Origin of the sequence: Paucibacter sp. DJ2R-2 (genome assembly GCF_025717675.1) — a bacterium.
Lineage (GTDB): Bacteria > Pseudomonadota > Gammaproteobacteria > Burkholderiales > Burkholderiaceae_C > Paucibacter_A.
On the sequence record NZ_JAJIRT010000001.1, the window covers coordinates 1 to 23,500 of the forward strand.

Sequence of the window (23,500 nt, forward strand, 5' to 3'; positions counted from 1 at the left end):
CTCAGCCATCCCGCTTGTATCGCTGTCTGGCCTTCGCCAGCCACGGACTCCTTCCGGAGTCCGTGTGCGGGCTCAGCCATCCCGCTTGTATCGCTGTCTGGCCTTCGCCAGCCACGGACTCCTTCCGGAGTCCGTGTGCGGGCTCAGCGTTTGCCGTGGCGGAACTGGGGGGGGCGTTTGTTCAGGAATGCGTCCATGCCTTCGCGCTGATCGTCGGTGCCGAAAACCGCATGGAAGACGCGGCGCTCGGATGTGACGCCCTCCTTCAGGCCGCTCTCGAAACTGCGATTGACCAGCTCCTTGATCAGCTGAAGAGCCGGCGCGCTGAAGCCGTTGATGGTTTCCGCGGCAGCAAGCGTTTCCTCCATCAACTTGTCAGCCGGAACCACGCGCGAGACCAAGCCGCTGCGCTCGGCTTCGGCCGCGTCCATCATGCGGGCGGTCAAGAGTAGATCCATGGCCTTGGCCTTGCCGACAGCGCGCGGCAAGCGCTGGGTACCGCCGGCACCGGGCGTGACACCGAGCTTCACTTCTGGCTGGCCGAACTTGGCGGTGTCGGCGGCGATGATGAAATCGCACATCATGGCCAGCTCGCAACCGCCGCCCAATGCGAAGCCTGCCACGGCCGCGATCACCGGCTTCTTGACGCGCAGGATGTGCTCCCAATTGCGCGTGATCATGTCGGTACGCACGGCGCTCTGGAAGTCGTGCTGGGCCAAAGTCGGGATGTCGGCACCGGCGGCAAAAGCACGCTCGGAGCCCGTCAGCACGATGCAACCGATGCTGTCGTCAGCGTCGAAGGCCAGCAATGCCTCGCCGAGTTCATCGAACAAGGGGTCGCTCAGGGCGTTCAAGGCCTTGGGGCGGTTGAGGGTGATCAGGGCGGTCTTGCGCGGGCCCTCGCCGTGGACGGCGGTGATGATGCATTCGTAGCTCATGGCTGGGTCACTCCTTCAGGGAAGTTTGGGGGTTCGGGGCTTCGATCCTGGGCTTCACTATAGGCGGCACACCTGCAGGCGGTGCGGCCTGGGCTGGCGGCGCCTTGAGCATCAGGTCAATGAAGGTCTGCTCGTCCTGCCGGATGCGCAGGCGAACGGGGAGGTATTGCAGAGTCGGTGCAAGCCAGACCTCGGCCGTCAGGTCGCCACCGCCCGCCGTCACCGTCGGCTTCAGATGCCAGGTCTCCAAATCACCCATGGGCGTGGCCAGCGTTTCACGCCCCAGCACCTCGTAGCGCCAGCGGTACTGGCGGCGCGGCAAGGCCAGGGGCAGCTCCAGGATCAAACCTTCACGCAAAGTCTCGCGGCCGGTCAGGAACAGCCAGGTCAGCTGCACAAACTGGCTGGCCGCGTCCTGCATGCCCGGTGCGGACGCCTCGACCCGGCCATTGGCCAGGGTCAGCTGCTCGCCCTGGAACAGCACGCTGACACGCCGCCGGCTGCTGAACAACACGCGGGTGTCTTCGTCGTAACGTTGCGGCTCGATGCCCTGGGTCGTCAGGCGGCCGTCGCTGCTCATGCGGCGCGAAATCAGCGGTGCAAAGCTCGGACCCACCGAAACATCGAGGTGAACCTGGTAACGGCTGCCTTCACGGATCCACTCGACCTGGGCCTCGCCGGTGACGGCTCCGCGGTAATTGCCAGTCAGCTCGTAGCGCAGACGGGTCGAGGGCGGCCACTCGGGGCCGGGCGCAGCTGCCGTGTCTGAGTCCGGGACCGGGTCGGCAGAGGAGCTGGCCGCAGGCTGGCTCGGCATGACAGCTTCAGGCACGGTGGGCTCCGGCACGCGTTCCTGCACCGCTGGGGCTGGCGCGGGCGCACTGGCAGCAGGCTCGGCCGCCTCGGGCGCTTGCGGTGATTCGACAGCCGACGCCGAGCGGGCCGGACCGGGCGGACTGAGCGGCGGGGCCGCCGGCTCGCTACCACGCTGTCGTAGCGGCGCGGTCGGTGACGCAGGCGCCGGCCGGCTCTGCTGCAGCTCACGCACATAGCTGACGCTGAGCCGTGGCGGCATCTCGGCCAGCTCGCTCCAGCCCTGCCTCAGCTCGGACACCGCATCGCCGATGCAGGCATGCAAAACCAGCACCGGCAAGGCCAGGGCCAGCAGCAGCCAGGCACGGCGCCGCGCCTTGGCAGGCGCAGCTGGCGTGGTGGTGCCGAGGGGGCTCAGCCGGCCAACCATGCCCGGCGCAGGCTGAGTGCGCGCGCCGGCGCCTTGTCGGCCAGACAGAGTTGAACCGGCGTGCTGCTCGCCCCCACGGCCGCGCCGCCGGGGGCGGACGTCGCGGGCAAATCGGCCTGCAGCTCGACGATGCGCTGATCGCGCGCCACCAGCAGACGCAGCTGAAACTCGCCCGGTGCCAGGGTCAGCACCGCCTCATCGAGACGACGCAGGCGCCAACCATTGCAGGCCAGGACCTCATCGCCCGCGCACAAGCCGGCGGCCGACGCGGGCGAACCGGCAAGCACTTGCTTGATCAACAGGCTGCCGGCGCTGTCATTCAGGCGCAGGCCCAAGCGCTGCGCCAGCGACGCTTTGTCGGCGCGCAGCTGCACGCCCATGCGCTCGAACAAGGGCGGCAGCGGCAGGTCCTCGATCCCGTGGACCCACTCGCCCAGCTGCTGGGCCAAAGCCGGGCCACCGATCTCGGCCAGCAGGCCGAAGATATCAGCCTCGCTGATGCCGCCGCTGGCGCCCTCGCCCACAGCATGGCGCTGCCAAAGCCCACGCATCAGCTCGTCCAGGCTCGTCGCGGCCTCACCATCGGCATGGCGCAGGCGCAAGCTGAGGTCGAGCGCCAGCGCCAGCAAAGCGCCCTTGCCGTAGTAGCTGATGCTGCTGTTGGGTGAGTTCTCGTCCTGGCGGTAGTACTTGATCCAGGCGTCAAAGCTGGCCTGCGCCAGGCTTTGCACCTTGCGCCCGGGCGTCGCCAGCACACCGCTGAGCGTGCTCGAGAGCAGCTTCAGGTAGCGGGCCTCGTCGATCAGGCCGGCGCGAACCAGGATCAGCTCGTCGTAATAAGACGTGAAGCCTTCGAAAAACCACAGCAGCTCGGTGTAGTTTTCCTGGGCGTAATCCAGGCGAACATAGTTGGAGGGCTTCAGTCGCTTGACATTCCAGGTGTGGAAGTACTCGTGGCTGATCAAGCCCAGCAGGCGCACATAGCCATCGCTGCTTTCGCTCTGGCCCTGGCGCGGCAGATCGCGGCGCGGCGAGAGCAGGGCCGTGCTGGCTCGATGCTCCAGCCCGCCATAGCCCTCGTCCACGGTATTCAGAAAGAACACATAACGCTGGAAAGGAACGGGACTGCGCCGCTTGGCCGCTGCGCCATGCCAGAACTGGATTTGCGCCTCGCAGATGCGCTGTGTGTCGGCCAGCAAACGCTCGCCGTCAAAAGACGGCATGGCACCGCTGACCACCAGTTGGTGCTCGACACCGCCCGCCAGGAACTGGCCTTGCCAGAAATGGCCGAGCTCGAAGGGGTGGTCGAGAAGTTCGTCGTAATCGGCCGCCCGGTAGCTGCCGTCGGCCTGCTGCGGCATCGCCGTGGCCACCTGCCAGCCCTCGGGCAAACGTGCCAGCTCCAGCACATGAGGCTGGTCTTCGCGGCCATGAACACGCAGGCACAAGCTGCTGCCGTTGAAGAAGCCGCGTTGCGCGTCCAGGAAGGCGGCACGCACCGAGGGGTCAAACGCATAGACACGGTAGCGCAGCACCAGGGCACTGCGGCCGCTGCATGCGACGCGCCAGCTGGCCTTGTCCAACTGCTCCAACTCCAGCTGCCGGCTGCCCTGGCTGGCGCTCAAGCCACTCAGATGGCGGGCGAACTCGCGCAGCAGGTAACTGCCAGGAATCCAGGCCGGCAAGCTGATGTGCTGCTCGGCGGCAGGAGCGGCAATCGTCAGCGTCAGCTGGAAATGGTGATCGTGGGCCGAGTCGATCTCGACCCGGTAGCGAATATCGGCCACGCGCTCAGCTCCCCGCCGCAGCCAGGAAACAGCACAGGGCAGCGCCGGCGCTGAGCCGGAATCGCAGGGTCAGCCAGGCGGCCGCGCCGTAGAGCGGGTAGAGCCGGCGATCGACCAAGTAGCAAACAATCAGCATCACGCCCTGCAAGACCAGGCCGGCATAGGCCGGCATGACCACGGCCACCCAGGCGCCCAGCGAAGGCACGATGCCCCAGATGAAAGGCTGGGCTGTGGTCTCGGGCATGCGAAAGGCAAAGCCCCAGTAAATGCCGCCCAGAAATGAGATCACCAAGGCGGCATAGGCCGATGTGCCCAGGGTCACAAAGGCATGCGCCTCGAGATTGCGGTCACCGATCAACCAGATCAGCAGCGCGCCCAGGGCAAAAGGCAGCAAGCCAAGATGACCGAGCTTGAGCGCCATGGGATGGAGCGACAAGGGCGACGGCGGTGCGGCAGAAACGGCGGCGGACATGCGGTGATGCTCCGGTGCTGAACGGGACTGAGAAGGACAGAACAAGCCAACGGGCGCTCCGCCGGGGCCTTGTGCCCACGACCGTGCCCGCATCCATCAGGACTTGCTGGGCAGAGCTTGCAGGCGCTTTTCCAGCTGATCGGCACCCAGCGCACCCGGCACGCGGCTGCCATCTTCAAAGATGATGGCCGGTGTGCCGTTGATATGGTAGCGACGCATCATGGCGGCATTGCGTTCGACCGCGCTGTCATCGCAGGCGCCGGTCGGCTTGCTCGGTGCCTTGCCTTCCAGCATCCAGGCCTGCCAGCTGGCCGTGGCGTCCTTGGCGCACCAGATCGAGCGCGATTTCTCGGGAGAATCGCCGCCGAGAATCGGCACCAGGAAGGTGTAGACGGTGATGTCCTTGACTTCCTGCAGAGCGCGCTCGAAACGCTTGCAGTAGCCGCAATTGGGGTCGGCGAAGACCGCAATCTTGCGCTTGCCATTGCCGTTCTTCCAAACCACAGCGTCCTTCAGGGGCAGGCTGGCGAAGTCGATCTGGTTGATCTTGTTGACCCGCTCCTCGGTCAGGTTCTTGCGGGTGCGCAGGTCGATCAACTCGCCCTCGATCAGGTAGCTGCCGGTCGGATCGGTGTAGCGGATCTCATTGCCGATGCGCACTTCCCAAAGGCCGGCCATGGCGCTGGGGCGCACATCCTCGATCTTGGGCAAGCCGGCCAACTTCTCCGCCAGGCTCTTGCGGATGACGGCTTCATTGGCCTGAGCCAGCAGCGGCAGACTGAGGGCCAGACCGGCCAGGAACAAGGTCTTCGTGTTCAGCATGTGATTCAGACTCATAGGGAGGTTCGAGGTTTCAGGCGCCAAGCGCCCGTGCTGTCAACCAGCGCTTCAAGGGAGACACGGAATTCAAGGCATTCAAGCCACGGTTGCGCAGTTGACGCAGCGGCACGGCCTCGCTGGCGAAGACCCGCAGCAGGCCATCGGTCAACTCACCCATGGCCCAGGTGTCCAGCTGGCGTTCGCGCACATAGCGGCGCAGCAGCCGCTCGTCACCTAAAGGACGCCATGCTTCGCGCGCTGCCAGGACCCGGGTCAGTGCGGCCACATCAGCCAGGCCCAAGTTCAGACCCTGGCCGGCCAGGGGATGGACCAGGTGCGCCGCATCACCGAGCAGGACCCAGCCGGGGCCTTGCATGGGCTCGGCCCGCGCCAGGGCCAAGGGCCAGGCAGCGCGGCCACTGGCCAGGCTCAGGCGCCCGACGGAACCAGCGCAGACCTCGTTCAGGGCCGCTTCAAAAGCAAGAGCATCCAAGGCCAACATTTCGTCGGCCCGCACTTCAGGCAAGGACCACACCAGGCCATAGGAGGCCCCCGGCTCGGGCGCATCGATAGGCAGGAGGGCCAACACATCCGGTGACCGGAACCACTGCTGCGCTTGGCCCTGATGGGGCAGTGCGCTGCGCAGGCGCGCAGCAATGGCCCGCTGGCCGTAGCTCTTCACGTTGAAGCTCACACCGAGATCGGCACGTGCGGCCGAGGCACGACCTTCGCAGAGCGCCGTCAAGGCGGCCGGCACCGGTGCATCGACCACCTGCACATGGGGCGCGAAGCGCAAGGCGGTGGCCAGCTGTTGCTCCAGGGCCGCGGCGTCGACGATGAAGGCCAGCTCGGCGACTCCCTGGCTCCAAGCCGAAAATTCCAGGAGCGCGCCAGCGGCATCGCCGTGAATCTTCATGTCATAGACCGGGCTGATGGCCGCCGCTGGCAGCGAATCCCAGACCTTGAGCTTGCGCAACAAGGCCACCGACGCCGCGTTCAGCGCATAGCTGCGCAGGTCCTCACGCTGGCTTTCGCTGGCATCCACCGTACCCAGCAATGCCACGCGCAAGCCCTGGGCCCCGAGGGCCAGAGCCAGGCTGCGGCCGACACAGCCGCTGCCGCGCACCAGGACGTCATATGTTTGCATCGAGGCATTGTAGGCAGGCTCTGGGCCGCAGCGCGCCGGCCTCGGGCCGGCCCTGCGAGCCGTCGGGCCAAGGGCCGACGCCGTCATGGCCTAAAATCATGCCCAGCTTCGAGCCACCCGCCGCTGTCAGCCGACAGCCGGCTCCCAGACCGCCTTGTTCAGCGGCCGCTCTGCGGCCCTCCAACCCAGCTCCCCAGAAAGCCCTCCATGAGCCTCAAATGCGGCATCGTCGGCCTGCCCAATGTCGGCAAGTCCACCCTGTTCAATGCCTTGACCAAGGCCGGCATCGCCGCCGAGAACTACCCTTTCTGCACCATCGAGCCCAATGTCGGCGTGGTGGAACTGCCCGACCCGCGCTTGCAGGCTCTGGCCGAAATCGTCAAGCCGGAACGCGTGTTGCCGGCCGTGGTGGAGTTTGTGGACATCGCCGGCCTGGTCGCCGGCGCCTCCAAGGGCGAAGGCCTGGGCAACAAATTCCTCTCGCACATCCGCGAGACCGATGCCATCGTCAACGTGGTGCGCTGCTTTGAAGACGGCAATGTCGTTCACGTCAACGGCCGCGTGGACCCAATCTCTGACATCGAGGTGATCCAGACCGAACTCTGCCTGGCCGATATGGGCACGGTGGAAAAGAGCCTGCACCGCTACAACAAGGTGGCGCGTGCCGGTGACAAGGAGGCGATCGCCCTGGTCAAGGTGCTGGAGAAATGCGAAGCCGCGCTGAACGAAGCCAAGCCGGTGCGCACCATCGACTTCAGCAAGGAAGAGTTGGTGCTGCTCAAGCCCCTGTGCCTGATCACCGCCAAGCCGGCCATGTTCGTGGCCAATGTTTCGGAAGACGGCTTTGAGAACAACCCATTCCTGGATCGCCTGAAGGAATATGCCGCCGCCCAGAACGGCCCCGTGGTGGCCATCTGCGCCAAGACCGAGGCTGAACTGTCGGAAATGAGCGATGAAGACCGCGCCATGTTCTTGTCCGAGATGGGCCAGGACGAGCCGGGCCTGAACCGCCTGATCCGCGCGGGCTTCAGCCTGCTGGGCCTGCAGACCTACTTCACGGCTGGCGTCAAGGAAGTGCGCGCGTGGACCATCCATAAGGGCGACACCGGCCCGCAAGCCGCCGGCGTAATCCACACCGACTTCGAACGTGGCTACATCCGCGCCCAGACCATCGCCTATGAAGACTTCATCACCTACAAGGGTGAGCAAGGCGCCAAGGACGCCGGCAAGATGCGCGCCGAGGGCAAGGAATACGTGGTCAAAGACGGCGACGTGCTGAACTTCCTGTTCAACGTCTGATCGAACGGCAGCACACGCCGAACGCGGCCGATCTGGACCGCCCGCTCCGACAGGCCCCGCTATAGCGGGGCTTTTTTTCGTGCCTTCGCCGGCCGCTTTGGGCGACCATGGGGGAAATTACCCGGCCAGGCGGCGGCAGATCGATGGATGACGCGGCGCACAATGGCTGCAAAATGGCCTCACGAAGTTACCTTTGCCCGGCCCTCCCCGCCTCAACCGCAGACAAGCCCACCGATCCATGAGCTCTAACGAACTGGTTCCCGCCTCTGGCGCACAAGCCCTGCAGCCCACCGGCCAAACCCGGCATGACACCCAGCAATTCCTGACCTTCCGCATTGGCGGCGAGGAATACGGTATTGACATCCTGCGCGTGCAGGAAATCCGCTCCTATGAGCCACCCACGCGCGTCGCCCATTCGCCCAGCTTCATCAAGGGCGTGGTCAATCTGCGCGGCGTCATCGTGCCCATCGTCGACCTGCGCATGCGCCTGGGACAGACCGGCGAATACAACGCCTTCACCGTGGTGATCGTGCTCAATGTGGCGCAGCGCATCGTCGGCGTGGTGGTCGATTCAGTGTCGGATGTCTTGGAGCTGAAAGCCGAGGAGATCAAGCCCCGGCCCGAGGTGGCGGCCGCACTCGATGCCCGTTTCATCACAGGCCTGGGCAAGATCGGCGACCGCATGCTGATCCTGCTCGACATTGACACCATGGTCGTGAGCCCGGATTTCGGTCTGCTGGACTGAATTCCCCCCAAGCTTCTCGCATCAAGTTAGCGAGCACACTCGCTGAAAGCCTCGTGAATCGATAGTTTCTGGAATGGCCCCAGACGATTGGCACTCACTTCAAGGGAGTGCTAATATTGCCTCCAAGGAACCGAAGTGGTTCGGCTTGCGAAAGAAAGCGATGACTTTGTCTACACCCACTGCTTTGACGGTACGCGACCCTTGGGCGCTGGTGCCCTCTTTGGGCAATCTGGATGCATACATCTCCGCCGTCAACCGCCTGCCCCTGCTGACCCCGGAAGAGGAAAGCTCGGCTGCCCGCCGCCTGCGCGAAAGCGGAGACCTCGAGGCCGCAGGCCGCTTGGTGCTCTCGCACCTGCGCCTGGTGGTGTCGATCTCGCGCCAGTACATGGGCTATGGCCTGCCCCAGGGCGACCTGATCCAGGAAGGCAATGTCGGCCTGATGAAGGCCGTCAAGCGCTACGACCCTGACCAAGGCGTGCGTCTGGTCAGCTATGCCATGCACTGGATCAAGGCCGAGATTCACGAATACGTGCTGCGCAACTGGCGCATGGTCAAGGTCGCCACGACCAAGGCCCAGCGCAAGCTGTTCTTCAATCTGCGCTCGATGAAGCACAGCATGAAGGAAGACCAGGCCGACGACCAAACGCACCGCAACAGCCTCAGCGAAGCGCAGCTGGCCCATGTGGCCCGCGAGCTGAACGTCAAGCCGGAAGAAGTGCTGGAAATGGAAACCCGCATGTCCGGCGGCGATGTGGCGCTTGAGCCGCAAAGCGACGAGGACGGCGAGAGCTTTGCCCCCATCGCCTATCTGGCGGATGAAAGCCAGGAGCCGACCCGGGTGCTGGAAGCCCAGGCACGCGATGAGTTGGCTGGCGACGGCATCAGCCGTGCTCTGGAGGCGCTGGACGAGCGCAGCCGTCGCATCGTCGAGGAGCGCTGGCTCAAGGTCAATGACGACTCCTCGGGCGGCATGACCCTGCATGAGCTGGCGGCCGAATACGGCGTCAGCGCCGAACGGATTCGCCAGATTGAGGTGGCGGCCATGAAGAAGATGCGCAAGGCACTGACGCCGGCCTGATCGGGCATGGCACCTGCCAAAGCAAACGGCCCCTCGCGGGGCCGTTTTTCATGGTGAATCTGTCTGCGCGGATCAGCCCTTTTCAGCCAGCAGCATCTTGATGTCGTCGGTCAGAGCCTGTGCGCCCGAGCCATAGCGCGAGAACACCCGCACCCGTCCTTGGGTGTCAAAGATGAAGCTGGCGGCTGTGTGGTCCATGGTGTAAGTCTCGGCTGTCTTGCCTGGCACCTTGGCGAAGTAGACCTTGAACTCCTTGGCGGCAGCCTTGACCTGCTCCTCGCTGCCGCGCAAGGCCACGAAGCTGGGGTCGAAGCTGGCGAGATAAGCCTTCAACAAGGCGGCGGTGTCACGCTCGGGATCGACCGAGACGAAGATGCCCTGAACCCGATCGCCATCAGCGCCAAGTGAGCGTTTGACCTCAGCCAACTCGGCCATGGTGGTCGGGCAGACATCGGGGCATTGTGTGTAGCCGAAGAACACCACCAGCACCTTGCCCTTGAAGTCCGCCAGGCTGCGGTTGCGGCCATCCAGATCGGGCAGGTTCAGGCTGCGCGCATATTCGGCCCCAGTCAGGTCCACACCCTTGAACACCGGCTTGCTGCCGCCGCCCAAGCCCAGCTGATCGCAAGCCACCAGACTGCCCGCCAACAACGCGCCCGCAGACAGACGTAGCAAAGCGCGTTTGGAACACATCGGTTTCATCTCTCGGGTCCGTTCAAGGCAGCAGGTAGTGATCAAGCAAGAGCGCGGCGAACAACAGCGACAGATGCCAGATGGAAAAGCGGAAGGTGGCGCGCGCCAGTTCGTCGGAATACTCACGCCAGAGCTGCCAGGCGTAGGCGCAAAAACCCAGGCCCAGGGCCAGGGCGCTGATGAGATAGATCCAGCCGCTCATGCCGGTCAGGAAAGGCAAGAGCGTGGCCGCCAACAGGATCCAGGTGTAGAGAAAGATCTGCAGCCGCGTGTACTCACCGCCATGGGTGACAGGCAACATGGGCAGGCCGGACTTGCGGTAGTCCTCGACCCGGTAGAGCGCCAAGGCCCAGAAATGCGGTGGCGTCCAGAGGAAGATGATCAGGCACAGGATCAGGGCCTCGGGGCCCACTTCACCGCGCAGCGCGGCCCATCCCAGAACCGGCGGCATGGCGCCCGAAGCGCCACCAATGACGATGTTTTGCGGCGTCATCGGCTTGAGAATCACGGTATAGACCACCGCGTAGCCGACAAAGGTGGCAAAGGTCAGCCACATGGTCAGCGGATTGACCCAAAACCACAGAATGGCCGAGCCCAAGCCGCACAGCAGAGCAGAAAACGTCAAGGTCTGCACCCGACTCAATTGGCCCTTGGCCGTCGCACGCCAGGCGGTGCGCTTCATCTTGGCGTCGATCTGTTGCTCGATCAGGCAGTTGAAGGCGGCCGCTGCCCCGGCCACCAGCCAGATGCCGGCCGTGGCCGCAAGGATGCTGAGCCACTGGTCTGCGTTCGGCAGGCCGGGCACAGCCAGGGCCATGCCGATGACGGCACAGAACACGATCAGCTGAACCACCCGAGGCTTGGTCAGCTGGTAGAACTGTTGCCAACGCGAACTCGCGGGTCCGGGCACAGTGACGGAGGGAGTGGAAGACATAAGGGCTCAGGGTATCGAGATTCTTGAATCAAGGGCAGTTTGTTTGCTGGCGACCGCTGCAGAGCGCTCCGGCAGCCCTCGGCCCTGCTGCATCTGGGCCAGCAAAGAACCCAGCAGCAGCAAAAGCATGGCCGCGCCGCCGGTATGCGCCAGGGCGGCAACGATGGGCCAGTCCAGCACCACATTGGACATGCCGCTGATCAACTGCCAAGCCGCCACCAGCAGCAGCCGGCGCGGCCAGTGGCCGGCATCAGGGGAGGCGCGCAAACGCCAGACAAACAGCAGCAAAGCCGTGAAAACCACCAGGGCACCGAGGCGGTGGCTCATATGGATGGCGGTCAAAGCCTCGAACGGCAGCCAGCCACCGTCGGCACCGACACCCAGCTCGCGCCACAGGGTGAAGCCGTGGGTGAAATCCATGGCAGGCCACCATTGCCCGGCCTGGCAAGTCGGGAACTCGGAACAGGCGAGCACGGCGTAATTCGTGCTGACCCAGCCGCCCAGGCTGACCTGCATGACACTCAGCAGCAGCAAGCCCCAGCCCGCCCGGCGCAAGCCACGGCTCACGACCATGGGCTGCGGGCGGTAGCCCTGTGCCTGCCAGGCCAGCAAGACGAGCAGACCCAAGCCGCCCAGCAGGTGCAGGGTGACGATGGCCGGGAACAATTTCATGGTGACCGTCAGCTTGCCGAAGGCACCTTGCATGCAGACCCAGACCAAGGTCAGACTGGCCCAGCCCGGCGACACAGACACGCCCGCAGCCTGCCTGCGCTGCCGCCACCACTGACGCCAGCTCTGCACGCAGAGCACCAGAATCAGGAAGCCGACGCTGCTGGCCAGGTAGCGATGGATCATCTCGATCCAGGCCTTGCCATGGGTGACCGGGCCACTGGGCAAGGCGCTCTGGGCGGCATGGATCTCTTCGCGTGCACCCAGCGGACTGGCGCTGCCATAGCAGCCCGGCCAATCGGGGCAGCCCAGGCCCGAATCGGTCAGACGCGTGAAGGCCCCGAACAAGACCAAGTCAAAGGTCAGGAACAAGGTCAGCAGGGTCAGGGCACGCAGCCGTTCCTGCGGCGTGGCCGAACGCGAACGCAGATGCCACCAAAGCAGGGGTGCACAAGCCAGCAAGGCACCCAGGCCAGCCAGCTGCCACAAAGGGGAGAGATCAACCGATGCCGTCGTCATTGCGCGTCGCAGCCTCAGCGGCCCTCTTTGTCCCAACCCGCATTGGCCTTGAGCAGGCGATTCAAATCACCCTTGAGCTTGGACGGGTCGGGCTGAGGCGGCGCCCGCAGCATCCAGCGCCCCATCGGATCCACCAGGAAGACATGATCCTGCAAGGTCTGGCCCTCGGCCGGCTTGAGCCAGGCCTGCAACTCGGCGCGCGGCGCACGCAAGATGGTCACAGCCACACCCTGATTGAGCGCCTTCAGCAGCTCCGGTCGAGGGAGGGGCGAATCCTCAGGCAGCAGCCAGAGCTTGTCGACCTTGTCGCGCTCCTTGCCCAGCATCTCGCGCAACTGGCGCTGCAGGAAAAAACGGCGCTCGCAGGCTTCGTCGCAGCCGCCCTCCTGAACCAGGGTCAGCAGCCACTGGCCTTTCAGGCTGTCGGCGGCGACCGGCTTGCCCTGGAGATCCTGCAGATGCAGCGTGGCCGGCAAGTCGACCGTGGGCACGATCAGATCGGCATAGGCACGGCCACTCGGCTGCACCACATAGAAAGTGAAATAGGACGCCAGTACCGGCGCGGCACAGGCGGCCAGCACCATCAGCATGCGAAGCCGTCCGCCCCGCTTGTGCTGCGCCTCGGCCAGTCCCTGCGAGGTCGGCAGGCTGTGCACCGTCAAGGTCAAGCCTTCCGCCTCAGGAGCGAGCTTGGCTGCGGTGGGAGCGGATGCGGGGGCGGATTGTTTGGAACCAGACATAAAGACCCAGAAGCAGCGCGCAAAGCGCAAACCATTGAAAAGCGTAACCGTAGTGTTTCTGCAGACCGACATCTTGCGCGGGCCAGTCCCGCATCAAACCGTCAGCGGCCGGCCCGCTTGCGGCGGCATCGGGCAGTTGCAGCACGGTCAGGGGCAGCAATTCGCGGCCCAGGCTGCGCGCCAGCACTGCAGGGTCGAGATTCTGCCGGATCGACCCTTCGCTCGCCGCGCTGAACTCGTATGCACGCGAAGGCGCTGCGGTCAAACGCCCGAACAGCTCAATCTCGCCCTCAGGCGTTTGCACCAGCGGAAGCCGGCTGCGTTCGCGCGCGTCACGAGGGCCCCAGCCACGCTGGACCAGAATCAACTCGCTGCGGCCGCTGATCTGGAAAGGCGTCACGACAAAAAAGCCGACCCGCCCGTTCATCGGCCGGTTGTCCAGGAAGACGGTGTGCTCCGGCAGCCAATGTCCGCGCAGGCGCACGGTCCGGTGCAACTGCGCCTGCGCTTCCGGAGCCTTCATAGCCAAGTCCGCGCCCAGCAAGCTGGGCTGCTGGCCACGCGCCGCAACAGCCGCCTGCAAGGCCTTCTTCTCGGCCGCACGGTCCAGCTGCCACCAGCCCAGCCGGGCCGTCAGCGCCATGGCCAACAGAGTCAGCAGCGAGACAAGCAGACGCCGGTGGGCAGTGCTCAGGCGAGCCATCGCTTCCACCCTCCCGGCGCATAATCCCCGACCATGAAAACCATCGTCATCCTCGCCTTCATCGGCATCCTGGGCGCCCTGGCGGCGGCCGGCCTGTTCATGTTCAAGAACGGCAACCGCGAGCAGCGCGGACCGAATATGGCCCGAGCACTGGCACTGCGCGTGGGGCTTTCCGTGGCCCTGTTCCTCTTCATCCTGCTCAGCTATCTGATGGGCTGGATCGAGCCGACCGGTCTGCCGCTCCAGCGCTGACAGCGCCCCGCCCTGCCCTGCCCACAGTCTGAGCAGCACTGCTCAGAAAAAAAGCGCCGCGAATTGCGGCGCTTTTTTCTGGCCGGCTGGCAGGCCGATTACATCCAGTAGACGATGAAATACAGGCCCAACCAGACCACGTCCACGAAGTGCCAGTACCAGGCCGCGCCTTCGAAGCCGAAATGGCGGTCCTTGGTGAAGTGGCCCTTCTGCAGGCGCAGGGTGATGAAGAGCAACATCAACATGCCCACGAACACGTGGAAACCGTGGAAGCCGGTCAGCATGAAGAAGGTCGAGCCATAGACGCCGGAGCTGAGCTTGAGGTTCAGGTCACGGTAGGCGTGCATGTACTCGTAGCCTTGCACGCACAAGAAAACGATGCCCAGAATGACGGTCATCCACATGAAGGCGATGGTCTTGCCGCGATTGCCGGCGATCAGCGCATGGTGAGCGACGGTCAGTGTGACGCCCGAAGTCAGCAGCAGCGCGGTGTTGATGGTCGGCAGCGGCCAGGGGCCCATGGTCGAGAAGGGCTCCACCACACCGGCCGGCGATGCGGTCATGCCGGCGGCAACACTGGGCCACAGGGCCTTGAAATCGGGCCACAACAGTGCGTTCTCCAGGCTGCCCAGACTCGGCACGGCATGGACGCGAGCCCAGTACAGCGCACCGAAGAAGGCGGCGAAGAACATCACTTCCGAGAAGATGAACCAGCCCATGCTCCAGCGGAAGGACAGGTCGATGCGGTCGCTGTACAAGCCGCTTTCGCTTTCGCGGATGGCGTCGCCGAACCACTGCTTGAGCACCACGGCCCACCACAGCAAGCCGAAGATCAGCGAGTACTTGCCCCAGTCGTGATCGTTGATCCACTGGCCTGCGCCGAGGATCACGAAGAACAGGCCGATGGCCGCCATCACCGGATGGCGCGAGGGCCCTGGCACAAAGTAGTAAGGGGTCTTGCCCGTGGTAGTCGCTGCCGACATTTCTTTTCTCCTCGAACTAAATTCAGTCCTGCTGATGACGCTACAAAGCTTGCAAAACTCAAGCGCCGGCGACCCCGCTGCCGATGACCCATTGGACCAAGAGCACCAGCACCAGCACGAATAAAACGGCTCCGATCACCCCGGCAATGATCACATGCACGGGATTGAGCTGAGCCACATCTTTTTCATAATCGGCGCCGCGACGCACGCCGAAGAAGGACCAAGCGACCGCCCGCATCGTTTGCACAAACGACGCCGGGCGTGCGATGGCTTGCTTCAAATCTTCACCCGCCTGGCTCATGACCGGCCCTCTTTGCCCGGCACGCTGGACTGCAAGGCCTGCTGCTTACCTTTGCCCGCCACCTCGAAGAAGGTGTAGGACAGGGTGATGGTCTTGACGTCCTTGGGCAACTTGGGGTCGATCACAAAAGCCACCGGCCACTGCTTCTTTTCCCCTGGCTGCAGGGTGTACTCATTGAAGCAAAAGCACTCGAGCTTGTTGAAATGCGCTGTCGCCTGCTTGGGCGCATAACTCGGGATCGCCTGTGCAGACATGACGCGGTCCTGCACATTGCGGAACTCGTACATCACCGTGGTCAGTTCACCCGGGTGCACCACCGCATGAGTCACCGCGGGTTTGAACTCCCAGGGGCCACGCGCATTGGCATCGAACTCAATGGTGATCTTGCGGCTGTAGTCGATCTGGCCGTTCTTCACATCCTCGGCGCGCACCGCGTGCTGACGCTCACTGAGCGACAGCACATTGATGCCGAGGGCCGTGCAAATGGCGTTGTAGAGCGGCACCAGCGCATAGCCGAAGCCGAACATCATCGTCACCACCACCAGCAGCTTGCCGACCAGGTGCAGGTTGTCCCTGCGCAGGGCGGACGCCAAGGTCCAGGGCAGCTTGGGTTTGCTCATGAAAGGCTCAGAACCCCAGCAGGGCGATCTTGGTCACGAAGCCCAGTCCGAAGACCAGGGCAACCGTGAACAAGACCAGCGCCAGGCGCTTGTTGCTCTTGCGTTGCTCGGGTGTCTGACTCATGGCTTCAGGCAACGATCTTGGTGGCGCTGGCGTTCAGCTTGGGCGGCTCTTCGAAGGTGTGGAAGGGAGCCGGCGACGGCACTTCCCACTCCAGGCCTTCGGCAGCTTCCCAAGGACGCTGCGGAGCCTTTTCACCCTTGCCGCGCATCATCGGAATGACGACGAACAGGAAGAAATACACCTGCATCAGGCCGAAACCAAAGGCGCCGACCGAAGCGATGGCGTTGAAGTCGGTGAACTGCACCGGGTAGTCGGCGTAGCGACGCGGCATGCCGGCCAGACCCAAGAAGTGCATGGGGAAGAAAGTGATGTTGAAGGTGATCAGCGAGCCCCAGAAGTGGATCTTGCCGCGGGTTTCGCTGTACATCACGCCGGTCCACTTCGGGCCCCAGAAGTAAACACCAGCGAACAAAGCGTACAAGGAACCAGCCACCAGCACATAGTGGAAGTGAGCCACGACGTAGTAGGTGTCCTGCACCTGGATGTCGATCGGCGCCATGGCCAGGATCAGGCCCGTGAAGCCGCCCATGGTGAACACGAAGATGAAACCAACGGCCCACAACATGGGCACTTCAAAGGTCATCGAACCGCGCCACATCGTCGCCAGCCAGTTGAAGATCTTCACGCCCGTGGGCACAGCGATCAGCATGGTCGCGTACATGAAGAACAACTGGCCCGTCACCGGCATGCCGGTGGCGAACATATGGTGAGCCCAAACGATGAAGGACAGGATGGCAATCGAGGCGGTCGCATACACCATGGAGGCGTAGCCGAACAGCTTCTTGCGCGCGAAGGTCGGGACGATCTGGCTGACGATGCCGAAGGCCGGCAAGATCATGATGTAGACCTCGGGGTGGCCGAAGAACCAGAAGATGTGCTGGTACATCACCGGGTCGCCGCCGCCAGCGGGGTTGAAGAAGCTGGTACCGAAATGGCGGTCGGTCAGCGTCATGGTGATGGCGCCAGCCAGCACAGGCATGACGGCGATCAGCAGGTAGGCGGTGATCAGCCAAGTCCAGCAGAACATCGGCATCTTCATCAGCGTCATGCCAGGCGCGCGCATGTTCAAGATGGTGACGATGATGTTGATCGAACCCATGATGGACGAAGCGCCCAGGATGTGCATGGCGAAGATGCCAGCATCCATGGAGGGGCCCATCTGCAGGGTCAGAGGCGCATACAGCGTCCAGCCGGCTGCGGGTGCACCGCCGGGCATGAAGAAGGAAGCCACCAGCATGATGGCCGCAGGAATCATCAGCCAGAAGCTGAAGTTATTCATGCGCGCGAACGCCATGTCCGACGCACCAATCTGCAGCGGAATCATCCAGTTCGCGAAGCCCACAAAGGCCGGCATGATGGCGCCGAACACCATGATCAGGCCGTGCATGGTGGTGAACTGGTTGAACAGCTCCGGATTGAAGAACTGCAGACCCGGCTGGAACAACTCGGCGCGGATGCACAGCGCCAAGATGCCGCCGATCATCAGCATGGTGAACGAGAACAGCAGGTACAGGGTACCGATGTCCTTGTGATTGGTGGCGAAGACCCAACGACGCCAGCCCGTCGGGGCATGGTGATCGTGGTGGTCATGGTCATGAACGTCATGACCGTGGTGGTCAAGCACTGCACTCATCTTGTTTCCTTTATCAACGCTTGTCGACGTTCAGCCAATCACTTGCGCGCGGCCAGAACTTCAGCCGGTTGCACTGCCTGACCGGTCTTGTTGGACCAGCTGTTCTTGGTGTAGGTGATCACGGCAGCGATCTCGGTGTCGCTCAACTGCTTCCAAGCCGGCATGGTTCCGTTGTTCTGGCCATTCAGCAAAACCTTGACCTGAGCCAACTTGTCTTCCGACAGCACCACCGGCGAGCCGACCAAAGCCTTGATCGGGCCGGCGCCGGAACCGTCAGCCTTGTGGCAGGCCGCGCAGTTGGCGTTGTAGACCTTCTCGCCGCGCGCCACCAGGGCCGGCAATTCCCAAACCTTGCTCGGATCGTCAGCCTTGGCCGCCATTTCCTTCTTCTTGCCGTCCACCCACTTGGAGTAGTCCTCGGCCGACACCACCTTCACGTGGATGGGCATGTAGGCGTGTTCCTTGCCACACAACTCAGCGCACTGACCGTAGAAGTCACCGATCTTCTCTGCCTTGAACCAGGTGTCACGCACGAAACCGGGAATGGCATCTTGCTTGACGCCGAATGCCGGCACCATCCAGGCGTGGATCACGTCATTGGCGGTGGTGATGATGCGCACCTTCTTGTTGACGGGCACGACCAGCGGGTTGTCCACCTTGAGCAGGTAGTTGTCGCCTTCGGGCTTGCCTGCATCCGACATGGCGCGCTGCGCCGCATCCAGAGTGGCCAGGAAACCGATGCCCTCGCCTTCACCCTTCAGGTAGTCGTAACCCCATTTCCACTGGTAACCCGTGGCCTTGATGGTCAGGTCGGCATTGGTGGTGTCCTTCATGGCTACCACCACCTTGGTGGCCGGCAGAGCCATCAGGATGACGATGATGAAGGGCACGACGGTCCAGGCGATTTCAACTTTCACGCTCTCGTGGAAGTTGGCCGACACCGCACCCTTGGACTTGCGGTGCTTGAAGATGGAATAGAACATCACGCCGAACACAGCCACAAAAATGGCCAGGCAGATGATGAGCATGAAGTTATGCAGCCACATCTGGTCGGCCGCAATGCGGGTGACCGGAGGGTGCAGATTGAGCTGATTGACGGCGGGGCCACCCGGCAGATCTTGGACCGCCTGGGCCGCCAGGGCCGAATGGGCCGCCAGCGTCGCGCCGGCCGCCAGGGCCACCTGTGCCAAGCGGCGCGCGGCCTGATGCACTCGTGTGTTCATCATCATCATGGTCGTCACTCTTGTTTCAAATTCGTCTCATGAGAGCCCTGGCATGAACCCGCTTCACTGCCCGGCTTGCCCAACGATGCGACCACTACAGCGCTTGTTTTTGAGGCTTATCAAAGACGCTGGCAAGGCCTGACCCTAAAGTCACAGGGCATGCATTTTGGCTAAACGGCAATTTTAGCCTACGACTCCCCCCGCTCACTGTCTCTTTAGGCGCATCAAGCGCCGGATCGGCGCACCATCGCGCGCATCTGCTCCAAAGACAGGCTTGTTTCAGGGCTTACCCGCACCTTTGGCATTGCCTTGAAGGCATGGCCGTAGACAATTTCAAGGCTCAGATGCAGGCGGCCGTCAGGTCGGCGCAAGGTTTCCAAGGCCTCCAGCAGCTTGCGGTGCCAGGTCTTGCCTCGACAGCCCGCGAACCGATCCGGCGCGACATTGCCGCCAAGCAGGCGCAGATCCCTGAGTAAGTCCGCCGGCTGCGCCCAGGTCAGCTGAATGCGCTCCTGGTCCATGACTGGATCGGCAAAGCCGGCGGCGACCAGGAGATCACCGATATCGTGCATGTCCCACCAGTCCGGCCCCGGGCGACCCCAAGCCAGACGAGCGAACAAAGGCCGTAACTCGACCAGACTGTCGGGACCGAAGCAGGAAAACATCAGGAAGCCGTCGACCTGCAAAGCCGAATGCCAGGCCGCCAGCGTGGCCGGCGGATCCGGCATGGTGTGCAAGGCCAGATTGGCCCAGACCAACCCAAACTGACCGTGGCCGGCCAGTTCCTCTGGAGCCAGTACCTGCAAGGCGGGCGCACGGCCAAGCGCCGATTGCCACCATGAAGTCTTGTGCAGCGCGCGTGCGCGCAGCTGCAAGTCCAGCGTGGGCTCGACATCGGCATGTTCGGCCTGCGGATAAGCCAGACGCAAGGCCTCGCTGCCGCCACCGAGCAGACCCGACCATTGCAGAACTCGCGCCGGCTGCAGCTTGATGATGGCCAGCCGCTCGGCCATGCGCTTCGCCACCTCCAGGCTCAACCATGATGCCTGCCCATGCGCGGCCAAGCGCCGCGCATGCCGCTGCAGAGCGATGGGATCAAGTTGCTGGGGCCGCGGCAGCTGGGGCGCGGGGGACGCGTCGGTCCTAGGGGGAGACAAGGGTTCGGCCATGGGCCGGCAGTATATTGAGCGCCATGCTGACCCGGCGCCTCGCTCCCGTCAAACCCGCTTTTGTCGAGCGGGTGTTGATGCGCTGCCCGGGGCAATGCGCGGTCTGCCGGGCCTGGTCACGGCAGCAAGTCTGCAGCGAATGCTTACAGCGCTATGCCCGGCCGGTGCCACGTTGCTGGACCTGTGCGGCACGCTTGCCACCTGCCCTGGCCGGGCGCCGCGAGGCCAAATGTGGCAGTTGCTTGCGCGAAGCGCCACCCCTGGACCGCAGCATCGCCGCGCTCGACTACAGCTTCCCTTGGGACGGACTGCTCCAGCACTACAAGTTTCACCAGGCGATCGAACTGCGCGAAACTTTGCTGGATCGCCTGAACCAGGCCCTCAATATCGCCGAAGCGGAAGCACCGGACCTGCTGCTGCCCGTTCCATTGTCGCCACGCCGCCTGCGTGAGCGTGGCTATAACCAGAGCTTCGAACTGGCCCGGACCCTGGCTCGACGGCGCAAGCTGATCTGTGAACCCGAACTGCTGCTGCGCGTGCGCAGCACGGCACAGCAGGCCCAGCTACCTCTCAAGGAAAGGGGTCAGAATGTGAAGCAGGCCTTCGCCCTTGAGCCCGGGCGGATTGGCGAGCTGCGCGGCTGTCATGTCGTCGTGCTCGATGATGTCATGACCAGCGGCGCCACCCTGTTCGAAATCGCCCGGGTGCTGCGCCAAGCCGGCGCCCTCAATGTGCAGGCCTGGGTGGTCGCCCGCACGCCCGACACCGCGCTGGACTAAGCCCTGTCCTCCCCTCTTCTTTTTCGCTCGGCGCAAGCGCCGTACTCAGCCATGTTCCATATCGTTCTGGTCCAACCGGAAATCCCACCCAATACCGGCAACGTCATCCGTCTGGCCGCCAACACCGGCTGCAGCCTCCACCTGATCGAGCCCCTGGGCTTCTCCATGGAGGACCGCCTGCTGCAACGCGCCGGGCTCGACTATCACGAGTACACGGCCGTGCTGCGCCATCGCGACTGGGCCAGCTTCCTGGCCACTGCGCAACCAGCGCCGGAGCGCCTGTTCGCCTTCACCACCAAGGGCAGTCGCCCTTTGGCAGACATCCGCTGGCAAGCGGGTGACTTCCTGGTCTTCGGCTCGGAAACCGCGGGCCTGGCGCCCGAGCTGCGCGAACAGTTCCCCGAGCCACAACGGGTGCGACTGCCCATGCGCCCCGGGCAGCGCAGCCTCAACCTGAGCAATAGCGTGGCCGTGGCCGTGTTCGAGGCCTGGCGACAGAACGGCTACGAGGGCAGCGCTCCCTGAGGCTCAATCGCCGCGTACGCCTGCGGCCTTGATCACCTGAGCCCAGTGCTGGCGGTCGGAGCGCATCAGATTGAGCGCGCCTTCGGGCGCCGTACCCTGGGCACTGAAGTACAGGCCCAGAAGTTTGTTGCGGAAGGACTCGCTGCGACAGATGCGCAGCAACTCGGCCGACAGGCGCTCGACAACGGCATTCGGCGTGCGCGCCGGCGCCATCAAGGCCTGCCAGGAAATGGCCTCAAAGCCGGGGTAGCCCAGTTCGACCAAGGTCGGCAGCTCCGGCAATGACGCCACCCGCCCCAGGCTGCTGACGGCCAGCGCCTGCAGCTTGCCGGCACGCACCTGCGCCATGGCAAGACCTGGCACCATGAAGGCCGCCTGCAACTCGCCGCTGAGCAAGGCATTGAGCACCTGCGGAAAGCCAGCATAGGGCACATGGGTCATGGCCAAACCGCTGCGCGCCTTGAACGACTCCATGGCCAAGTGCGAGGCACTGCCATTGCCGACGCTGCCGTAATTCCAGGCGCCGCGCTGGGCTCGGGCCTGACGAACAAAATCAGCGCAATCGCGTGCGGCCACGCCGGCACCCAGCACCAGCATATTGGGTGAGCTGGCAACCAGGCCGATGGGCCGCAGATCGCGCAGCGGGTCGTACGGCAGCTTGGGGTTGAGCAGGGGCGCCGTGACCAGAGGCCCCTGGATGGTCAGCAGCAAGGTGTAGCCATCGGCTGCGGCCTGGGCGGCCAAGCCGGTACCGATATTGCCGCCGGCACCGGGTCGGTTGTCGATGAGCACGACTTGCCCAAGGGCCGCCGCCAGCGGCTCGGCCAGCCAGCGGGCCACCAGGTCGGGCGAGCTGCCGGCGGGAAAGGGCACGATGAGCTTGATCGGCCGGGCCGCTGGCCAGACCGGGTCAGCCGCCGAGGCGGCCTTTGAACCAAACAAGCTGGCTAAGGCCAGCAGCAAGCGTCGGCGCGAGTTGAGATTCAGGCTGGCGGCCATCGCTCAGTGCTCGGCCCTGGCCTCGCGGCCCATCAGCAGGTCCACCGCATCGACGGGACTCAGACGCCCTTCCAGAACCGCCACCACCGCCTCGGTGATGGGCATGTCCACACCCTTGGCGCGGGCGCGAGCCAGCACCGTTGGCGCGCTGTAAACACCCTCAGCCACATGCCCGAGATCACGCAGGATCTGCGCCAGCGGCAGGCCATCGGCCAACAGCAGGCCGACCCGGCGGTTGCGCGACAGATCGCCGGTGGCGGTGAGCACCAGATCACCCATGCCCGACAAGCCCATGAAGGTCTCGCCGCGCGCCCCCAGCGCCAAGCCCAGACGCAGCATTTCGGCCAGGCCACGGGTGATCAGGGCCGCGCGGGCATTGAGCCCGGGGGCATCGAGCAATTGGCCGCTCGCCTCGGCGCGCAAGCGCAGGCCATCAGCCGCACCGACGGCAATCGCCATCACGTTCTTGACCGCGCCGCCGACCTCGACGCCGACCGGATCGACCGAGGTGTAGACGCGCAGGCGCTCGCTGTGGAAGGCCGCGACAGCCGCCTGGGCCAGAGCCTCGTCCTCGCTGGCGGCCACCAGCGCGGTCGGCTGACCCGCCGCCACTTCCTGGGCAAAGCTGGGCCCGGACAGAATGCCGACGCGCAGGCGCGGCTGTACGGCGCGGGCAATCTCATGGCCGAGCAAACCGGTGCCGGCCTCAAACCCTTTGCACAGCCAGAGCACCTGAGCACCGTCGGGCAGCGAAGCCAGCATGGCGCGCAAGCCGGCCATGGGCGTGGCGACCACGACCAGCCCCGGCGCTTCGCCGTCGCAGGCGTGGGCCACGGCGCGCGCCAGATCGGCCTCCAATTGCAAGGCGTCCGGCAACCGAGTGTCCGGCAGATAGGCCCGGTTGCGGCGCTCGGCCTGCATGGCGGCCACGGCCGCCGCATCGCGCGCCCACAACACCACCTCATGACGGGCGGCGGCCTGCACCGCCAAAGCCGTGCCCCAGGCACCGGCACCAAGAATACTGATCTTCATGGCTGCAGCTTAATCCTCAAACATGCGTTCCACACCTACTGGTGGGTTCTGCTTGAACCATGCAAAACGCC

26 protein-coding genes are annotated in these 23,500 nt (G+C 64.3%); 6 read left to right on the forward strand and 20 right to left on the reverse strand.

Annotated features, from left to right (window positions below):
• Positions 1-143: 143 nt before the first annotated feature.
• The 6 genes from LNV28_RS00005 to LNV28_RS00030 all read right to left on the reverse strand — a co-directional run bounded on the left by LNV28_RS00005 (position 144) and on the right by LNV28_RS00030 (position 6,406).
• Positions 144-938, reverse strand: coding sequence for an enoyl-CoA hydratase (locus tag LNV28_RS00005; protein ID WP_263517090.1), 795 nt, complete (start codon positions 936-938; stop codon positions 144-146).
• A 7-nt stretch (positions 939-945) separates the two neighbouring features.
• Positions 946-2,181 (reverse strand): DUF3108 domain-containing protein, encoded by a 1,236-nt coding sequence (locus LNV28_RS00010; RefSeq protein WP_263517089.1) that lies wholly within the window; start codon positions 2,179-2,181, stop codon positions 946-948.
• Positions 2,166-3,968 (reverse strand): M61 family metallopeptidase, encoded by a 1,803-nt coding sequence (locus LNV28_RS00015; protein ID WP_263517088.1) that lies wholly within the window; start codon positions 3,966-3,968, stop codon positions 2,166-2,168. The genes LNV28_RS00010 and LNV28_RS00015 overlap by 16 nt, the downstream gene beginning before the upstream one ends.
• Before the next feature lie 4 nt (positions 3,969-3,972).
• Positions 3,973-4,440 (reverse strand): DUF3429 domain-containing protein, encoded by a 468-nt coding sequence (locus LNV28_RS00020; protein WP_263517087.1) that lies wholly within the window; start codon positions 4,438-4,440, stop codon positions 3,973-3,975.
• Positions 4,441-4,536: 96 nt separating this feature from the next.
• Positions 4,537-5,262: a DsbC family protein gene (locus LNV28_RS00025; RefSeq protein ID WP_263517086.1), complete on the reverse strand. Its 726-nt coding sequence runs from the start codon at positions 5,260-5,262 to the stop codon at positions 4,537-4,539.
• 31 nt (positions 5,263-5,293) lie between these two features.
• Complete coding sequence (locus LNV28_RS00030; protein WP_263517085.1) at positions 5,294-6,406, reverse strand: FAD-dependent monooxygenase; 1,113 nt, start codon at positions 6,404-6,406, stop codon at positions 5,294-5,296.
• Between the two features lie 207 nt (positions 6,407-6,613).
• On the opposite strand from LNV28_RS00030, the gene ychF reads away from it, so the two are divergent.
• The 3 genes from ychF to rpoH all read left to right on the forward strand — a co-directional run bounded on the left by ychF (position 6,614) and on the right by rpoH (position 9,531).
• Positions 6,614-7,705, forward strand: coding sequence for a redox-regulated ATPase YchF (ychF, locus tag LNV28_RS00035; protein WP_263517084.1), 1,092 nt, complete (start codon positions 6,614-6,616; stop codon positions 7,703-7,705).
• A gap of 238 nt (positions 7,706-7,943) precedes the next feature.
• The gene (locus tag LNV28_RS00040) at positions 7,944-8,450 is read left to right on the forward strand and encodes a chemotaxis protein CheW (RefSeq protein ID WP_263517083.1); all 507 of its coding nucleotides are present in this window, start codon (positions 7,944-7,946) and stop codon (positions 8,448-8,450) included.
• A gap of 160 nt (positions 8,451-8,610) precedes the next feature.
• Positions 8,611-9,531, forward strand: a complete 921-nt coding sequence (gene rpoH, locus LNV28_RS00045) for an RNA polymerase sigma factor RpoH (RefSeq protein ID WP_263517082.1) — start codon at positions 8,611-8,613, stop codon at positions 9,529-9,531.
• Between the two features lie 72 nt (positions 9,532-9,603).
• Here the strand turns inward: rpoH and LNV28_RS00050 are convergent, their stop codons facing one another.
• The 5 genes from LNV28_RS00050 to LNV28_RS00070 are packed head-to-tail and all read right to left on the reverse strand — an operon-like array spanning position 9,604 to position 13,789.
• Positions 9,604-10,224, reverse strand: a complete 621-nt coding sequence (locus LNV28_RS00050; protein ID WP_263517081.1) for an SCO family protein — start codon at positions 10,222-10,224, stop codon at positions 9,604-9,606.
• 22 nt (positions 10,225-10,246) lie between these two features.
• Positions 10,247-11,158: a heme o synthase gene (cyoE, locus tag LNV28_RS00055; protein ID WP_263517080.1), complete on the reverse strand. Its 912-nt coding sequence runs from the start codon at positions 11,156-11,158 to the stop codon at positions 10,247-10,249.
• 6 nt (positions 11,159-11,164) lie between these two features.
• On the reverse strand, positions 11,165-12,346 hold the full coding sequence (locus tag LNV28_RS00060; protein ID WP_263517079.1) for a COX15/CtaA family protein: 1,182 nt from the start codon (positions 12,344-12,346) through the stop codon (positions 11,165-11,167).
• 14 nt (positions 12,347-12,360) lie between these two features.
• Positions 12,361-13,002 carry an SCO family protein gene (locus LNV28_RS00065; RefSeq protein WP_318013829.1) on the reverse strand — a complete coding sequence of 214 codons (642 nt, stop codon included), beginning with the start codon at positions 13,000-13,002 and terminating at the stop codon, positions 12,361-12,363.
• Positions 13,003-13,024: 22 nt separating this feature from the next.
• A complete protein-coding gene (locus tag LNV28_RS00070; RefSeq protein WP_263517077.1) occupies positions 13,025-13,789 on the reverse strand; it encodes an SURF1 family protein in 765 nt (254 codons plus the stop codon).
• Between the two features lie 33 nt (positions 13,790-13,822).
• On the opposite strand from LNV28_RS00070, the gene LNV28_RS00075 reads away from it, so the two are divergent.
• On the forward strand, positions 13,823-14,041 hold the full coding sequence (locus LNV28_RS00075) for a DUF2909 domain-containing protein (RefSeq protein ID WP_263517076.1): 219 nt from the start codon (positions 13,823-13,825) through the stop codon (positions 14,039-14,041).
• 98 nt (positions 14,042-14,139) lie between these two features.
• On the opposite strand, the gene LNV28_RS00080 is transcribed toward LNV28_RS00075, so the two are convergent.
• The 7 genes from LNV28_RS00080 to LNV28_RS00110 form a co-directional block, all read right to left on the reverse strand.
• Positions 14,140-15,024, reverse strand: coding sequence for a cytochrome c oxidase subunit 3 (locus LNV28_RS00080; RefSeq protein ID WP_263517075.1), 885 nt, complete (start codon positions 15,022-15,024; stop codon positions 14,140-14,142).
• Between the two features lie 58 nt (positions 15,025-15,082).
• On the reverse strand, positions 15,083-15,325 hold the full coding sequence (locus LNV28_RS00085) for a DUF2970 domain-containing protein (RefSeq protein ID WP_263517074.1): 243 nt from the start codon (positions 15,323-15,325) through the stop codon (positions 15,083-15,085).
• A complete protein-coding gene (locus tag LNV28_RS00090) occupies positions 15,322-15,945 on the reverse strand; it encodes a cytochrome c oxidase assembly protein (protein WP_263517073.1) in 624 nt (207 codons plus the stop codon). The genes LNV28_RS00085 and LNV28_RS00090 overlap by 4 nt, the downstream gene beginning before the upstream one ends.
• 7 nt (positions 15,946-15,952) lie before the next feature.
• Positions 15,953-16,069, reverse strand: coding sequence for a cytochrome oxidase small assembly protein (locus LNV28_RS00095; protein WP_263517072.1), 117 nt, complete (start codon positions 16,067-16,069; stop codon positions 15,953-15,955).
• Positions 16,070-16,073: 4 nt separating this feature from the next.
• Positions 16,074-17,702: a cytochrome c oxidase subunit I gene (gene ctaD, locus LNV28_RS00100; RefSeq protein WP_263517071.1), complete on the reverse strand. Its 1,629-nt coding sequence runs from the start codon at positions 17,700-17,702 to the stop codon at positions 16,074-16,076.
• Between the two features lie 38 nt (positions 17,703-17,740).
• The gene (gene coxB, locus LNV28_RS00105; RefSeq protein ID WP_411969879.1) at positions 17,741-18,934 is read right to left on the reverse strand and encodes a cytochrome c oxidase subunit II; all 1,194 of its coding nucleotides are present in this window, start codon (positions 18,932-18,934) and stop codon (positions 17,741-17,743) included.
• Between the two features lie 215 nt (positions 18,935-19,149).
• Positions 19,150-20,082, reverse strand: coding sequence for a class I SAM-dependent methyltransferase (locus tag LNV28_RS00110; RefSeq protein ID WP_263568687.1), 933 nt, complete (start codon positions 20,080-20,082; stop codon positions 19,150-19,152).
• Positions 20,083-20,117: 35 nt separating this feature from the next.
• Here LNV28_RS00110 and LNV28_RS00115 point away from each other — a divergent pair, with 35 nt between their 5' ends.
• Together LNV28_RS00115 and LNV28_RS00120 are read left to right on the forward strand one after the other, a co-directional pair.
• Positions 20,118-20,873 (forward strand): ComF family protein, encoded by a 756-nt coding sequence (locus LNV28_RS00115; protein ID WP_263517069.1) that lies wholly within the window; start codon positions 20,118-20,120, stop codon positions 20,871-20,873.
• A 51-nt stretch (positions 20,874-20,924) separates the two neighbouring features.
• Complete coding sequence (locus tag LNV28_RS00120; protein WP_263517068.1) at positions 20,925-21,398, forward strand: tRNA (cytidine(34)-2'-O)-methyltransferase; 474 nt, start codon at positions 20,925-20,927, stop codon at positions 21,396-21,398.
• Positions 21,399-21,401: 3 nt separating this feature from the next.
• On the opposite strand, the gene LNV28_RS00125 is transcribed toward LNV28_RS00120, so the two are convergent.
• Both LNV28_RS00125 and LNV28_RS00130 read right to left on the reverse strand, forming a co-directional pair.
• Entirely contained in the window at positions 21,402-22,397 is a 996-nt protein-coding gene (locus LNV28_RS00125; protein WP_263517067.1) for a Bug family tripartite tricarboxylate transporter substrate binding protein, read from the reverse strand.
• Positions 22,398-22,400: 3 nt separating this feature from the next.
• Positions 22,401-23,429, reverse strand: a complete 1,029-nt coding sequence (locus LNV28_RS00130) for an NAD(P)H-dependent glycerol-3-phosphate dehydrogenase (RefSeq protein WP_263517066.1) — start codon at positions 23,427-23,429, stop codon at positions 22,401-22,403.
• Positions 23,430-23,500 lie beyond the last annotated feature (71 nt).

Coding starts and splice junctions, on each gene's coding strand:
- LNV28_RS00005 (WP_263517090.1), bottom strand. CDS start 938: ATGAGCTACGAATGCATCATCACCGCCGTCCACGGCGAGGGCCCGCGC.
- LNV28_RS00010 (WP_263517089.1), bottom strand. CDS start 2,181: ATGGTTGGCCGGCTGAGCCCCCTCGGCACCACCACGCCAGCTGCGCCT.
- LNV28_RS00020 (WP_263517087.1), bottom strand. CDS start 4,440: ATGTCCGCCGCCGTTTCTGCCGCACCGCCGTCGCCCTTGTCGCTCCAT.
- LNV28_RS00025 (WP_263517086.1), bottom strand. CDS start 5,262: ATGCTGAACACGAAGACCTTGTTCCTGGCCGGTCTGGCCCTCAGTCTG.
- LNV28_RS00030 (WP_263517085.1), bottom strand. CDS start 6,406: ATGCAAACATATGACGTCCTGGTGCGCGGCAGCGGCTGTGTCGGCCGC.
- ychF (WP_263517084.1), top strand. CDS start 6,614: ATGAGCCTCAAATGCGGCATCGTCGGCCTGCCCAATGTCGGCAAGTCC.
- LNV28_RS00040 (WP_263517083.1), top strand. CDS start 7,944: ATGAGCTCTAACGAACTGGTTCCCGCCTCTGGCGCACAAGCCCTGCAG.
- rpoH (WP_263517082.1), top strand. CDS start 8,611: ATGACTTTGTCTACACCCACTGCTTTGACGGTACGCGACCCTTGGGCG.
- LNV28_RS00050 (WP_263517081.1), bottom strand. CDS start 10,224: ATGTGTTCCAAACGCGCTTTGCTACGTCTGTCTGCGGGCGCGTTGTTG.
- cyoE (WP_263517080.1), bottom strand. CDS start 11,158: ATGTCTTCCACTCCCTCCGTCACTGTGCCCGGACCCGCGAGTTCGCGT.
- LNV28_RS00060 (WP_263517079.1), bottom strand. CDS start 12,346: ATGACGACGGCATCGGTTGATCTCTCCCCTTTGTGGCAGCTGGCTGGC.
- LNV28_RS00070 (WP_263517077.1), bottom strand. CDS start 13,789: ATGGCTCGCCTGAGCACTGCCCACCGGCGTCTGCTTGTCTCGCTGCTG.
- LNV28_RS00075 (WP_263517076.1), top strand. CDS start 13,823: ATGAAAACCATCGTCATCCTCGCCTTCATCGGCATCCTGGGCGCCCTG.
- LNV28_RS00080 (WP_263517075.1), bottom strand. CDS start 15,024: ATGTCGGCAGCGACTACCACGGGCAAGACCCCTTACTACTTTGTGCCA.
- LNV28_RS00085 (WP_263517074.1), bottom strand. CDS start 15,325: ATGAGCCAGGCGGGTGAAGATTTGAAGCAAGCCATCGCACGCCCGGCG.
- LNV28_RS00090 (WP_263517073.1), bottom strand. CDS start 15,945: ATGAGCAAACCCAAGCTGCCCTGGACCTTGGCGTCCGCCCTGCGCAGG.
- LNV28_RS00095 (WP_263517072.1), bottom strand. CDS start 16,069: ATGAGTCAGACACCCGAGCAACGCAAGAGCAACAAGCGCCTGGCGCTG.
- ctaD (WP_263517071.1), bottom strand. CDS start 17,702: ATGAGTGCAGTGCTTGACCACCACGGTCATGACGTTCATGACCATGAC.
- coxB (WP_411969879.1), bottom strand. CDS start 18,934: ATGATGATGATGAACACACGAGTGCATCAGGCCGCGCGCCGCTTGGCA.
- LNV28_RS00115 (WP_263517069.1), top strand. CDS start 20,118: ATGCTGACCCGGCGCCTCGCTCCCGTCAAACCCGCTTTTGTCGAGCGG.
- LNV28_RS00120 (WP_263517068.1), top strand. CDS start 20,925: ATGTTCCATATCGTTCTGGTCCAACCGGAAATCCCACCCAATACCGGC.
- LNV28_RS00125 (WP_263517067.1), bottom strand. CDS start 22,397: ATGGCCGCCAGCCTGAATCTCAACTCGCGCCGACGCTTGCTGCTGGCC.
- LNV28_RS00130 (WP_263517066.1), bottom strand. CDS start 23,429: ATGAAGATCAGTATTCTTGGTGCCGGTGCCTGGGGCACGGCTTTGGCG.